The organism is Microcoleus sp. CAWBG27 (genome assembly GCF_020883145.1).
GTDB lineage: Bacteria > Cyanobacteriota > Cyanobacteriia > Cyanobacteriales > Microcoleaceae > Microcoleus.
Genome location: NZ_JAHREU010000002.1, coordinates 1 through 12668, shown reverse-complemented (window position 1 = coordinate 12668; position 12668 = coordinate 1). Strand labels below are relative to the sequence as shown.

The window sequence follows — 12668 nt, the reverse complement described above, 5'->3', positions numbered from 1 at the left end:
AATGCCTAGAGAGGAAAATCAAGTCTCTAGAATTTAGGTTCCTAAATGCTGAGTTTTCAGTCTCGAATTGGAAAAACTGAGACCAATTGGTCTCAAAATGCCTACAGAGGAAAATCAAGTCTCTTCTCTAGCAGAACTCTCGCCAGAAGCTCCAACTCGAATTTTCGATCTCCGACCGCTGAGGAATTGCTATGCAAACTACCAATACCCTACTAGAAACCGAGTATGCCACTGCCCAACTTGATGTAGCTGAACGGAAAAGGCTTCAAGAGTTGGAATCCATTGTCGAACATGGACTTCAAATATTTTATGAAGTGGGCAAAGCCCTTGATGAGATTCGGGAAGAGAAATTGTACCGTGAAACTCACAAGAGTTTTGAGGCTTATTGCCTCGACAACTGGGGTATTGGAAGACGAACAGCAGATAGATTTATTTCAGCAGCGCGGGTTGTTGAAAATTTGAGACCAATTGGTCTCAAATTTCCGACAAAGGAAAATCAAGTTCGTCCTCTAACAGGATTACCCCGAGAGCTGCAACTGGAAATTTGGCAAGAAGCCCTAGAGTCATCACCTAGTGGTATGCCTACTGGTGCAGCAGTTCAGCGCTTGGTCGATCGGCGATTTCCATCCCTAGGAAGCGGTCGATCGCCTAAAGATACTGATTCTGAACTGGAGAAGTTGCGATCGGACAATAAGCGGCTTAGAGAGGAAATCCGAGAACAAAACAGAGAAAGGGATCGGCGTGCTGCTGCTGTGGCTTTGGAAATGGAGCAACTTCGAGCCGAAAACCGACAGTTGAAAGCTGAACTGCTACAGCGCGATCGAGATTGGGAAGTCCGTCTGGCGGTTGAAAGGAGAAAAATTCGAGAAGAAGTTAGATCTGAACTCAGAGAGGAAATCAGAGCTGAAATCAAGGCAGAATACGAAGGACAGATTAACTCGCTGACCCAGCAACTGGCAGAAATGACCGCAAACTATCAATCTGTATTGGCAAGACTCACAGCTTTAGAAGGAGCAAAATAAATAAATGGTCACAATTCTTGAAAACCCGCTGCGGGTAGGTTTGCGAAAAGAACGGATGCCGGAACCGCAAATTCTGGTCATCTTCGGAGCTTCCGGAGATCTCACCCAGCGCAAACTGGTACCAGCAATTTATCAGATGAAGCTCGATCGGCGCTTGCCACCGGAAACTACTGTCGTGGGAGTGGCCCGCCGTCCCTGGAGTCACGATTACTTCCGAGAACAAATGCGGGAAGGCATCGAAGAATTTGGCGGCGGTATTAGCAATGAGGAATTGTGGCAAGATTTCGCCAAAGGTTTGTACTACTGTCCCGGCGACATTGATAACCCCGAAAGCTATCAAAAACTCAAAGCTTTCTTAGCTGAACTCGATGAAGAAAGGAGAACCCGCGGCAATCACATCTTTTATCTGTCCGTTTCTCCGAACTTTTTCCCAGAAGCAATTCGGCAACTGGGCGCAGCTAAAATGCTGGCAGATCCAATAAAACATCGCTTGGTAATTGAAAAACCCTTCGGCCGCGACTTGAGTTCGGCAAAAGCTCTCAACCGTGTAGTGCAGCAGGTTTGCCAAGAACAGCAAGTTTACCGAATCGACCATTATTTGGGTAAAGAAACGGTTCAAAATTTGATGGTGTTCCGGTTTGCGAACGCGATTTTTGAACCGCTGTGGAACAGGCAATTTGTCGATCACGTACAAATTACCGTTGCAGAAACTGTGGGGGTAGAAGACCGGGCCGGTTACTACGAATCCTCTGGGGCGTTGCGGGATATGCTGCAAAACCACTTGATGCAGATTTTCTGTCTGACGGCGATGGAACCGCCAAACTCCCTCGACGCTGACAGCATCCGCACCGAAAAGATGAAAGTTCTGCAAGCAACTCGCTTGGCGGATTTGAATAACTTGGAGTTTTCCGCGATTCGCGGTCAATATTCCGCAGGGTGGATGAAAGGCAAACCCGTGCCGGGTTATCACGAAGAACCGGGGGTTGCTCCCAACTCGACAACGCCGACTTTTGTGGCGATGAAGTTTATGATTGACAACTGGCGATGGCAGGGAGTGCCTTTTTACCTGCGGACTGGTAAGCGGTTGCCGAAAAAAGTTAGCGAAATTGCGATTCAGTTTCGGGAAGTGCCGCTGTTAATTTTTCAGTCGGCGGCCCAACAAACTACTCCTAACGTTTTGACCATGCGCGTGCATCCCAACGAGGGGATTTCGCTGAGGTTTGAGGCAAAAATGCCGGGGCCGGATTTGCGGACGCGGACGGTAGATATGGATTTTAGTTATGGTGCTTCGTTTGGGGTGACATCTTCGGATGCTTACGATCGCCTGTTGATTGATTGTATGCTGGGCGACCAAACTTTGTTTACCCGTTCTGATGAAGTGGAAGAAGCTTGGCGGGTGGTAACTCCGGCGCTGATGGCTTGGGAATCTTCCAACGAACAGGAACTGGTTCCTAAATACGAAGCTGGTACTTGGGAACCGGCCGAGGCAGAACTGCTAATTAACAGAGACGGTCGCAAGTGGCGCAGACTTTAAGAGTCAGTTGTCAGTTGTTAGTTGTCAGTTGTTAGTTGTTAGTTGTCAGTTGTCAGTTGTTAGTTGTCATTAGGTAAGAGTTGCTAACTAAGAATCATCAAGGACTAATGACTAATGCTAATGTTCGGGAACTCTTGCGCGATGGCACTTCTGACGTTGGACTAATGACCAATGACCAATGCCCCATGCCCCATGCCCCATGCCAAATGACCAATAACAAAGGAGAAAAAACCGATGACAATGACACCGATGAAAGCTCCGCCTCTGGTTTCGCTGCAAAGTCCTAAGGATGTGTCGATCGACCAAATAGAGGCAGAACTGAGTAAAATCTGGGAAAGTTACAGAGAATCAGGATCGAAGGGCGATTTTCCGATCGCGACTAGGGCAGCAACTTTTACTTTTGTCGTGTACGAACCGGAAGAAACCCAGCAATTATTGGCAGATCTGGGATTTTACGACGGGCCTGTCGATGGTATTAGCGGGCCGATGACGGCATCAAGCATCAGGGCTGCTCAAAAAGCTTACGGAATGCCCAGAAGTGGCAAACCTAGCGCTGAATTGCTGGCGATGTTGCGCGAAGAAGTGGCTCGCAAAAATGCCAAGGGAGAGCTTTTGGGTGCGACTGGCTTGGGTTCGGCGGGTTCGGGAGTGGCTGATGCGATCGTAGCTGCGAATCCCTGCCGGATTATTGCTCTGTGCCCGACGGCGGGAGAAGATACGGGCGTGCAGGCTCAAGTGGCTGCTTACTGTCCGGTGCACAAGCGCGGCAGCGGCAATCTGATCTGCTGCGAGTATATTACCCTGCGGGGTACGGAAGCTGCTCTGGAAAGGGTGAGCGCGATCGTGACAGCGCTGACGATCGCGGATTTGCCGACGCTGCTGTGGTGGAAAGCGAATCCAGATGCCGATCGAGGTTTGTTCCAGCGGCTGGCGGAAACTAGCAGTTCTGTGATTATCGACTCTAGCAGTTTTGCCGAGTCTGAAGATGAATTGTTGTTGATGCAAAGTCTGATCGAGGAAGGAATTCCGATCGCGGATTTGAATTGGCGCAGGCTGGCGGCGTGGCAGGAGTTGGCTGCCGAGGCCTTCGATCCGCCGGAACGTAGGGCGGCAATTCGGGAGATCGATCGAGTGACGATCGATTACGAACAAGGCAATTCTACTCAAGCGCTGATGTATTTGGGCTGGCTGGCGAGCCGGCTTCAGTGGCGTCCGGTTGCTTTCAAGCAAGAAGAGGGGGATTATCAAATCAAGCGGATTAAATTTGCGGGTGCAGACGAACGGGTTGTAGAAGCCGAGTTAGCTGCTATTCCTACTGCCGATACGGGGGATGTCTCCGGCGATTTGATTGCTCTGCGTTTGAATTCTACGAACGAGAAGGCCGATTGCGGTACGGTTCTGTGTTCGGAAACGGGCGGCTGTATGCGGATGGAAATGAAAGGAGGCGCTCAAACCGATCGATTTAACCAGGTGACTCCTCTGTTCGATCAGGTGACGGAACAGTTGCTGGGCCAGCACTTGCAGAGTTGGGGCCGGGATATGCTTTACGAAGAAAGTTTGGCAGTGACAGCTCAATTGCTGAAATTAGCCAAACACTAACAACAAGTTCCGCAACGGACAATGTATTAGTTAAGATTCAGTAGAGCAGGCAATGTCTGCCCTACTGAATATTCTCTTGTCTTCTCTTTTCTTCCTTAGTGTCCTTCGCGTCTTCGCGGTTCGTTCAATAGATATTATTTGAGCAGTAATACCCATATCAATTATGATTGCATAGAAATGATTAAACCGCAGAGAACACAGAGAACGCAGAGAAAGAACAGAGAGATGAATTGGATATCAGAATTTTATCAATTATCAATTGTCAGTATTTTTTATGACTAATCTAGGGTTATGGCTTTAGTAATTGCTGGCGAGCGCAGCGGTGCGGGAAAGACTACTGTAACGATCGCCCTTTTGGCTTATTTAATTCGTCAGCGCTTGAACGTGCAATCTTTTAAGGTCGGCCCTGACTACATTGACCCGATGTTTCATTCTTTTGTTACTGGCCGCCCCTGTCGAAATTTAGACCCGGTTTTAACATCTGAATCTTATGTTAAAAAGTGTTTTTCCCGTCACATTCAAGATGTTGATTGTGCTTTGGTTGAAGGGGTAATGGGTTTGTTTGATGGGGTTTCTCCGAAGAAGGATTCTGTAACGAGCACTGTACGGGATGTAACGGATGTGAGGAAGGCAGAAGGAAAAGAACATTATTCTATTTCCTTTGCTTCTACGGCTCATGTTGCTTATTTGTTGAATTTGCCGGTATTGTTTGTGATAGATTGCAGCCGGCTGTCTGGTTCTGTGGCTGCGATCGCCCACGGTTTTCGTTCTTTTAACCCAAATCTTAATTTCGCGGGTTTGGTGCTGAATCGGGTGGCGAGCGATCGACATTTAGAGTTGCTGACAGATGCTCTGGAACCGCTGGATTTACCGATTTTGGGTGTTCTGCGACGGGATGAGGCTGTTACTATTCCCGATCGCCATTTAGGCCTGATTCCGGCTGAGGAGTTGCCGAATCTTCATGCTGCGATCGACAAATTAGCGGATTTAGCTGCTGTTAGTTTTGACTGGGAGAAACTTTTGCCTTTGTTGGCTGCGAGTCTTGATGGGGGGGGTGAGGGGTGTGAGCAACTTTTGGGTAGATACAGTCTCCCTTACGAAATTGTAACCAAAAAAGATGATGTTGTCAACTGTTTGGCAAAAAAGTTTTCGGTGCGAGTTGCAGTTGCGCGCGATCGGGCTTTTAATTTTTACTATCAGGACAATCTTGATTTGTTGTCAGAGTTGGGCGCCGAGTTGGTATTCTGGAGTCCGTTGGATGACTCGGTTTTTCCTGAGAATGTGCAGGGGCTATATTTTGGTGGCGGTTTTCCCGAAGTGTTTGCTCAAAAATTAAGCGGTAATGTTTTAATTCGGGATGCTGTCAGAAGTGCGATTTGTTCGGGAATGCCGACTTATGCGGAGTGCGGCGGTTTGATGTACTTGTGCGATTCGATTGTAGACTTTGAAGGGAATTCTTGGCAAGGGGTGGGAGTGTTGCCGGCGGTGGCTGCGATGGGAAAGCGATTGACTCTGGGATATCGAGAAGCTGTGGCGGTGGGGGATAGTTTGGTGTTAGCTGCGGGGGATGTGGTTTGGGGACATGAGTTTCATCGATCGCATTTGACAGTGGAACCAACTAATCCAATTTATCACAGTTGGAGGTACGGCAAACGGGGAGAAGTTGAGGCGGTTGCTGAAGGTTGGGGGGTTTATGGGGTGCACGCTGCTTATTTGCATTTGCACTGGGGTGCTCGCCCTGATATTGCGGTTCGTTTTTTGCAGCAGTGTTCTAATTTTGATTGTAAGGGTGTTTTGGGCGATTCCATACGGGATAGCGGCGCTTCACGAGCTCAAACAATCTAATTTTAACGAACCGCGAAGGCGCGAAGTTCGCGAAGGAAGAGAAAGAAGAGAAGAGATGAAGATAGTTAATGTTTGTCGTGGTTGGGGAGTAAATTACTTGTTGTTGAGCAAGTTGAAAAGTCTATTTTTGGCTGCGAGGAAGGTATAAATAATCCTATCTTATCTATTTATATTAGAATATTTATAACTTAAACAGCTACGAAGGTTGGGATTTATGAGCGAATTTATTGCGACTGAGCAGTTGTTGGCGCAATGGGTGACGCCGGAGAATTTTCGGAGTTACGGTCAAGTTATTTCTGCGAGTTTTGATGGCAAGTCTTTTGATGATGAGGATGCTAAGTTAAATTTGGAAAATGGTATTCCTAGATTTTACATTATGCGGTTGCACCAGAAGGGTCGCAAGTTTGGTAAAATTACGCGGCACGTTGAATGTACTCAGTGTTTGGGTTCTCTGGATGGGAAGGATTGGTTGATGGCTGTTGCGCCTCCTTGTGATAGTGATGAACCGAGTTTGGAGAGTATCGCTGCTTTTCGGATTCCGGGTGATTGTTTTATTAAGTTAGATGTGGGGACTTGGCACGCTGGGCCTTATTTTGATGCGGATTTTGTGGATTTTTATAATCTGGAGTTGAGCGATACTAATGTGGTTGACCATTTTAGCTTTGATTTGGTCAAGCATCACAATCTGGAATTTGAAATTGTCTGATATTTTCTCGTTTGAAACGTTGGATGGCATAAGACATAGGGCATAATCATTATTGGAGCAACACCTGAAACTGTAAACTATGAATCAAGGTGCTATTCCCGATGAGAGTCCGAGAAATTTACCAGAGCAATTGCTGCTGCAAGATGCTAAGGCTGGTAATTGCATAGTAATTCATTGCGGTACAGATAGATTGTTGGGGGATGCACTGAGACTTGTTGCTGTTTATGGCGGGAATTCTGAAGATTGGGATAAAATGACAAGTATTGAGGCTTTTGAAGTTAATGGCTATTCCGTACAAGTTCATTGGTTTCGGAACAGTCAGACTTTTCAAAAGGTGGAGTTCAAGTTCAAGCGGCAGTATCCTAAAATTGATCCTAAAAATCTGTAGGTAATCAAGTTATGAAAATTCGCTGTATTGCTAAGACTGGTGCATCTCTCCCTGAAGAATATATCGATCCGCCACGCGGTTACACGAGAAAAGTTGAGTTATCACTAACTATAGGCAAGGAATATGTTGTTTATGCTATCCGAGAATGGAAAGGAACTATTTGGTACTATATCTGCGACGATAATTACAGCTATTATCCCATCCATAATCCGGCACCGATGTTTGAAGTGGTTGACAGCAGGGTTTCTAAGTATTGGCGGTTTGAACTTTCGTCCAATGGCTTGTTAATGATAGCGTTTGAGCAGTGGTTTACTGACCCTTATTTTTATGATAAGCTGACGGATCAGGAAGAGGCGGAGGTTGAGATTTTTGAGAAGGTTAAGGAATTGATGGATGCTGAGGATTTTTATTTGCCTCCGCTGGATGTGGCTGTTGAGAAGTTGCGGGAAACTGTCAGTGTTTGAGTTGAAAAAGTGCGATAGTCAATTGATTTTGTTGACCAGCTTGACTTAGATAGCTTGAAATGGTATCAAATATAAAGCAGCAGAAATTTGTGAAATAAAATGGACGAAATTTTTAAAATCTATAGAAGGTATGAGACACTAGACGGCGATGATGTTTTGTTATTGGGTAAAGCTACTTTTACGGTTCGCCGATTTGAAGAGCTAGCCTCCAATAAGTTTAACAAGATAATGAATCAGGATTGTGTAGCAGAAACTAACCAACGTGAGAAGGGGATAATTCAGTTGATGCAAGATCTATTGATTGATGAAGAAACAAAAATTATGGGAGGGTTTATAAACTGGAACTCGCCTCAAGAAGGAATCGATTGTCAAATTCTCAAAATTGGTTCCAAGAGTTGGCAAAAAGGAAAGCTTCAAATAGAACTTAATAAAAGTTTGCCGTCTTGGAAAAAACAGGTATGTATAAAATTTTGTCCTGATTAACCAAATGAACCTATATCGCCTTTAGATGATATCAGACAATCTGAAGAATACAAAAAACTAAGCAATAACAACTGACAGCCCGATCGCCCTTACAATACAATAATCGATCGCACTTCAAGGCTAGCCAGAAAAAAATGACAAATATAGAAGAATATGTCGATCGCACTTCCGAACTGATAAACTTACCCCTAGACCCGGAACATCGTCCCGGCGTTGTGGTAAACTTCGAGATGATAGCGGCGATCGCCCGACTCGTTACAGAATTCCCCTTACCCCCAGAAATCGAAGCTGCACCAGTGTTTGAACCTTAGATTTTTAACCGCCGATGAACGCAGATGAACGCAAATTTTTAGCAGGAGCGGATGCAGTCGCTACAGCATCGGCGGTTAAAAGTGGTAAGATTGCAGCGACGGCGGTTGTGAATGCTGCATTAGAACGAATTGCCGATCGAGACAACACACTCAATTGCTTTACAGCCATCACCGCAGAAAGTGCGATCGCAGCAGCCGAAAAGATAGATAATGCGATCGCAAATAACGAAAACCCAGGCCCGCTAGCAGGCGTTCCCTTCGCAGTCAAAAATTTGTTTGATGTCGGCGGAATTACTACCCTAGCAGGGTCAAAAATCAATGCTGACAACGCTCCGGCGAGCCAAGACGCGGGGGCGGTTGCCCGACTGCGACAAGCCGGTGCGGTGCTTGTAGGTACGCTGAACATGGATGAGTACGCCTACGGTTTTGTCACGGAAAACAGCCATTACGGCCCGACTCGCAACCCTCACGATACTGCGCGCATCGCCGGCGGTTCCAGTGGCGGTTCGGCTGCGGCGGTGGCTGCGGGTTTGGTACCCGTTACTTTGGGTTCGGATACTAACGGTTCCATTCGCGTGCCCGCTGCTTTGTGCGGTATTTTTGGGTTTAAGCCTACTTACGGCCGTTTGTCCAGGGCCGGTGCTTTTTTGTTTTCGAGTAGTTTGGATTGTGTGGGGCCGTTCGGGCGATCGCTCCGAGACATCGCGCTGCTGTATGATATCTTGCAAGGCACGGACGATCGCGATCCAGTTTGCACTCAACGCCCGCCAGAACTTACCTCGCCACAGTTAAATATAGGAATTGAAGGATTGCGAATTGCTGTTGCTGACGGCTATTTCGCCCAAGGGGCCGAACCGGAAGCAATGGCTGCTGTAGAAATAGTTGCACGAGGCTTGACAAATGTCTTAAGTTGTGGTATTGAGCCGGAAAAGACAACAACAAACCCCCGAAAAATCGGGGGGCTTGCGACCCTCAGCATACCGGAATCCGATCGCGCGCGGGCAGCAGCGTTTATAATTACCGCTTGCGAAGGGGCTTCCTTGCATTTCGACAATTTGCGAGTGCGCCCTCAAGACTTCGATCCGGCAACGCGCGATCGTTTTTTGGCTGGAACCATGATTCCTGCGACGTGGTACGTGCAAGCGCAGAGATTCAGACAGTGGTATCGGTCTCAAATTCGCGAAATATTCCAACATACAGATATCATTCTCGCACCCGCAACTCCGATCGCGGCCCCTGAAATTGGTGTCGAGAAAATGGTCATCGCCGGACAAGAAATGTTAGTGCGTCCCAATCTGGGACTGTTCACCCAACCCCTATCATTCATAGGCTTGCCTGTTCTTTGCGTGCCCGTAAAGCCACCTGGCGCTTTGCCGTTGGGGGTACAAATCATTGGTGCTCCCTACAGCGAAGCGGTGATTCTCCGAGTCGCTGCGGTATTAGAAGCCCAAGGAATTGTATCTGCCGAATCAATAAGCCCCTAATTCTAGGGTTTGTTGTTGCGGTGGAAGCGTCTTTTAGTTCTTCTGGCAATCGCTTTGCGCTTTTGCTTTTCCAACGGAGTTTCAAAGTGGCGGTGCTTTCTCATGTCGGGGAAAATTCCCGCTTTGGAAACTTGTCGCTTAAACCGTCGTAGGGCTGACTCAATCCCTTCATTTTCGCCGATTACAACTTGGGTCATTATTTCTCCTTTGGTTCGTTAGATCAAGTTTTATCATATCAAGGTTTTTGGCGGCGCGACCTGTTGGATGTCGGGCGATCGACCAAAACCCCAAAATTATACCAGAAAATAGGTTCGTAGTGAGGACTTCAGTCCTTCTTTGTTGCGGACTGAAGTCCTCACTACAAGCCGGGTTCGTAGTGAGGACTTTAGTCCTTCTTTGTTGCGGACTGAAGTCCTCACTACAAGCCGGGTTCGTAGTGAGGACTTTAGTCCTTCTTTGTTGCGGACTGAATTCCTCACTACAAGCCGGGTTCGTAGTGAGGACTTCAGTCCTTCTTTGTTGCGGACTGAAGTCCTCACTACAAGCCGGGTTCGTAGTGAGGACTTTAGTCCTTCTTTGTTGCGGACTGAAGTCCTCACTACAAGCCGGGTTAGTAGTGAGGACTTCAGTCCTTCTTTGTTGCGGACTGAATTCCTCACTACAAGCCGGGTTCGTAGTGAGGACTTCAGTCCTTCTTTGTTGCGGACTGAAGTCCTCACTACAAGCCGGGTTCGTAGTGAGGACTTCAGTCCTTCTTTGTTGCGGACTGAAGTCCTCACTACAAGCCGGGTTAGTAGTGAGGACTTTAGTCCTTCTTTGTTGCGGACTGAATTCCTCACTACTAACCTGTTTGATTGCGGGTAGCGGTTACTCTGTTTGGGCTATCAACTGATTTTCCTGTCGCAGATAAGCTTGAATAAAGGGGTCTAATTCGCCGTTCATCACATCTAAGACGGCGGTAGTTTCCACGCCAGTCCGCAAATCCTTGACCATTTGATAGGGGTGAAACACGTAGTTGCGAATTTGGTTGCCCCAAGCTGCCTCTACCATGTCGCCGCGAATCTCGGCAATTTCGGCGGCGCGCTGTTCCCTAGCAACCACCAACAGCCTAGCTTTGAGTAAGGCGAGAGCTTTTTCTTTATTTTGCAACTGACTGCGTTCTTCGGTACAGCGGACAGCTAAACCAGTCGGAAGGTGAACGATGCGGACAGCGGTTTCTACCTTGTTAACGTTTTGTCCGCCCTTGCCGCCCGCCCGGGAAGTCGTGACTTCCAAATCTTTTTCGGGAATATCCAGTTTAACGGATCGATCGAGCACCGGCATCACTTCCACGCCCGCAAAACTGGTTTGACGCTTGTCATTAGCGTTAAAAGGCGAAATTCTCACCAAACGGTGAGTCCCCTTTTCCGACCTCATGTAGCCGTAGGCGTAGCGGCCGACAATTTCCAAAGAGGCAGATTTAACACCTGCTTCCTCTCCCTCAGAAATCTCGGTTAAATGTACTTTGTAACCTTGACTTTCGCCCCAGCGGGTGTACATCCGCAGCAGCATTTCGGCCCAATCTTGAGCATCTGTACCGCCGGCCCCGGCGTTAATTGTCAAAACGGCGCCGCCTTCGTCGTAGGGCCCGGAGAGTAATTGTTGCAATTCCCACTGGTCGAGTTCGCGGGTTAATTGTGAAAGACTCGATGAGGCTTCTTGGAACAGGGACTCGTCGGCTTCTAACTCCAGCAGTTCTAAAATAGCTCTAGCGTCTTCTAGGCTAGTCTGCCAGCCGTGGTATTGGTCTAAATGAGATTTGAAGTCATTCAGTTCTTGGAGGGTTCCTTGAGCTTGTTCTTGGTCGTCCCAGAATGCCGGTTGGGCGCAGATTTGCTCTAAGTCTTGGATTTTGGCTGTGAGTGCGGGGATGTCAAAGATAGTCCTGGGTGGTACCCAGTCGATCGGACAATGTTTCAATATCGTGTTTGATGTCTAGAACTTCCACTGTGAGTTCTCCTAGTTTTGTGGTGTCTTGTCGATTTTAGCTGAAATTGGGTTCAATCTGTGCAAATCAATTTTTCAGCAGCAGACCAGCTTTGAGAAATGAGTCAATCTTGCCGTCGAGTACCTCGGCGATGGCTGTTGTTTCGATTCCTGTACGGATATCCAGAACTTTGTCCTGGTTTTCGCTGTCGCTGGCAAATTGATATTCCCGAATTGGTTGGTTGAGGAATGTTTTTAGGCGATCGTACTGAATGTCTGCAAGCTGTAGAACTCCTTGCCTTTGCATCATAGCAAACAGTTTGCTCTTGAGAACCGCCAAAGCCTTGTCTTTATTTTGCAGTTGAGTGGGACATTCATCACAAAGGGCAGAAATACCAGTAGGAATATGCACAATTTTCGCCCATGCTTTGGTTCCGTTAGTATTCTGATTGAGATTGGGTAATATTAGTTCTAAATCCTGCTGTGCAATCTCCAATTGCACGTACATTTGTAAAATTTCCACCGTCGCTGTAGTGAGTCGCTTTCTGGTAATATTAAAAGGCGATTTCCGTTTAAGTCGGTGTATTCCGGTTTCTGACTTTAGATAGCCGCAAGCGTAACGTCCGTCTATTTCCAAGGTTGTAGAAATAATTCCTATTTCAGGCGCTGGGGAAGATTCAACGTCCGCAACTTGGTAGCCTCGGCTTAGTCCCCACATAATATACATTCTGAGCAACATTTCTGCGTATCGGCTCAATAAGTAGGGGTAGCAGTTAATCTGGCTGCCAAGACAATCCCAAGGGATAAAGAGCAGATTTGGAGCGAATAATAGTGGACAGAGAGGGAATAACTCCAAGTTGAGAAATT

Annotated in this window: 13 protein-coding genes; 10 read left to right on the top strand and 3 right to left on the bottom strand. The window is 47.3% G+C overall.

From position 1 onward, the window contains the following. Positions 1 to 191 precede the first annotated feature (191 nt). The 10 genes from QZ938_RS01490 to QZ938_RS01445 all read left to right on the top strand — a co-directional run bounded on the left by QZ938_RS01490 (position 192) and on the right by QZ938_RS01445 (position 9836). Positions 192 to 1022, top strand: a complete 831-nt coding sequence (locus tag QZ938_RS01490) for a hypothetical protein (RefSeq protein ID WP_293346956.1) — start codon at positions 192 to 194, stop codon at positions 1020 to 1022. A 4-nt stretch (positions 1023 to 1026) separates the two neighbouring features. Next, positions 1027 to 2556: a glucose-6-phosphate dehydrogenase gene (gene zwf, locus QZ938_RS01485; RefSeq protein ID WP_293156547.1), complete on the top strand. Its 1530-nt coding sequence runs from the start codon at positions 1027 to 1029 to the stop codon at positions 2554 to 2556. 234 nt (positions 2557 to 2790) lie between these two features. Next, positions 2791 to 4155 (top strand): glucose-6-phosphate dehydrogenase assembly protein OpcA, encoded by a 1365-nt coding sequence (opcA, locus tag QZ938_RS01480; protein WP_293156549.1) that lies wholly within the window; start codon positions 2791 to 2793, stop codon positions 4153 to 4155. A 291-nt stretch (positions 4156 to 4446) separates the two neighbouring features. Beyond that, positions 4447 to 6000: a cobyrinate a,c-diamide synthase gene (locus QZ938_RS01475; RefSeq protein ID WP_293346954.1), complete on the top strand. Its 1554-nt coding sequence runs from the start codon at positions 4447 to 4449 to the stop codon at positions 5998 to 6000. A gap of 214 nt (positions 6001 to 6214) precedes the next feature. Next, positions 6215 to 6706, top strand: a complete 492-nt coding sequence (locus QZ938_RS01470; RefSeq protein ID WP_293346952.1) for an ureidoglycolate lyase — start codon at positions 6215 to 6217, stop codon at positions 6704 to 6706. Between the two features lie 79 nt (positions 6707 to 6785). Then, on the top strand, positions 6786 to 7094 hold the full coding sequence (locus QZ938_RS01465; RefSeq protein ID WP_293346950.1) for a hypothetical protein: 309 nt from the start codon (positions 6786 to 6788) through the stop codon (positions 7092 to 7094). 11 nt (positions 7095 to 7105) lie between these two features. Beyond that, a complete protein-coding gene (locus QZ938_RS01460) occupies positions 7106 to 7558 on the top strand; it encodes a hypothetical protein (protein ID WP_293346948.1) in 453 nt (150 codons plus the stop codon). Between the two features lie 99 nt (positions 7559 to 7657). Beyond that, entirely contained in the window at positions 7658 to 8041 is a 384-nt protein-coding gene (locus QZ938_RS01455) for a KGK domain-containing protein (protein ID WP_293346946.1), read from the top strand. A gap of 134 nt (positions 8042 to 8175) precedes the next feature. Then, positions 8176 to 8352, top strand: coding sequence for a DUF4089 domain-containing protein (locus tag QZ938_RS01450; RefSeq protein WP_293156566.1), 177 nt, complete (start codon positions 8176 to 8178; stop codon positions 8350 to 8352). A gap of 14 nt (positions 8353 to 8366) precedes the next feature. Continuing rightward, positions 8367 to 9836: an AtzE family amidohydrolase gene (locus tag QZ938_RS01445; protein ID WP_293346943.1), complete on the top strand. Its 1470-nt coding sequence runs from the start codon at positions 8367 to 8369 to the stop codon at positions 9834 to 9836. Between the two features lie 2 nt (positions 9837 to 9838). On the opposite strand, the gene rpsU is transcribed toward QZ938_RS01445, so the two are convergent. The 3 genes from rpsU to QZ938_RS01430 form a co-directional block, all read right to left on the bottom strand. Then, positions 9839 to 10033 (bottom strand): 30S ribosomal protein S21, encoded by a 195-nt coding sequence (gene rpsU / locus QZ938_RS01440; protein ID WP_006632476.1) that lies wholly within the window; start codon positions 10031 to 10033, stop codon positions 9839 to 9841. A gap of 670 nt (positions 10034 to 10703) precedes the next feature. Further along, positions 10704 to 11823, bottom strand: a protein-coding gene (gene prfB, locus QZ938_RS01435) for a peptide chain release factor 2 (protein WP_293156574.1) whose coding sequence is annotated in 2 segments (ribosomal slippage) — positions 10704 to 11750 and positions 11752 to 11823 — 1119 coding nt in all. Because the reading frame shifts where the segments join, the coding sequence is not laid out codon by codon here. Positions 11824 to 11889: 66 nt separating this feature from the next. After that, complete coding sequence (locus QZ938_RS01430; RefSeq protein ID WP_293346940.1) at positions 11890 to 12540, bottom strand: PCRF domain-containing protein; 651 nt, start codon at positions 12538 to 12540, stop codon at positions 11890 to 11892. Between the last annotated feature and the right edge of the window lie 128 nt (positions 12541 to 12668).

What these genes read in the sequence shown, in the direction of transcription:
- QZ938_RS01490 (WP_293346956.1), top strand. Translation starts at nt 192, where the DNA reads ATGCAAACTACCAATACCCTACTAGAAACCGAGTATGCCACTGCCCAA.
- zwf (WP_293156547.1), top strand. Translation starts at nt 1,027, where the DNA reads ATGGTCACAATTCTTGAAAACCCGCTGCGGGTAGGTTTGCGAAAAGAA.
- opcA (WP_293156549.1), top strand. Translation starts at nt 2,791, where the DNA reads ATGACAATGACACCGATGAAAGCTCCGCCTCTGGTTTCGCTGCAAAGT.
- QZ938_RS01475 (WP_293346954.1), top strand. Translation starts at nt 4,447, where the DNA reads ATGGCTTTAGTAATTGCTGGCGAGCGCAGCGGTGCGGGAAAGACTACT.
- QZ938_RS01470 (WP_293346952.1), top strand. Translation starts at nt 6,215, where the DNA reads ATGAGCGAATTTATTGCGACTGAGCAGTTGTTGGCGCAATGGGTGACG.
- QZ938_RS01465 (WP_293346950.1), top strand. Translation starts at nt 6,786, where the DNA reads ATGAATCAAGGTGCTATTCCCGATGAGAGTCCGAGAAATTTACCAGAG.
- QZ938_RS01460 (WP_293346948.1), top strand. Translation starts at nt 7,106, where the DNA reads ATGAAAATTCGCTGTATTGCTAAGACTGGTGCATCTCTCCCTGAAGAA.
- QZ938_RS01455 (WP_293346946.1), top strand. Translation starts at nt 7,658, where the DNA reads ATGGACGAAATTTTTAAAATCTATAGAAGGTATGAGACACTAGACGGC.
- QZ938_RS01450 (WP_293156566.1), top strand. Translation starts at nt 8,176, where the DNA reads ATGACAAATATAGAAGAATATGTCGATCGCACTTCCGAACTGATAAAC.
- QZ938_RS01445 (WP_293346943.1), top strand. Translation starts at nt 8,367, where the DNA reads ATGAACGCAGATGAACGCAAATTTTTAGCAGGAGCGGATGCAGTCGCT.
- rpsU (WP_006632476.1), bottom strand. Translation starts at nt 10,033, where the DNA reads ATGACCCAAGTTGTAATCGGCGAAAATGAAGGGATTGAGTCAGCCCTA.
- QZ938_RS01430 (WP_293346940.1), bottom strand. Translation starts at nt 12,540, where the DNA reads ATGTTGCTCAGAATGTATATTATGTGGGGACTAAGCCGAGGCTACCAA.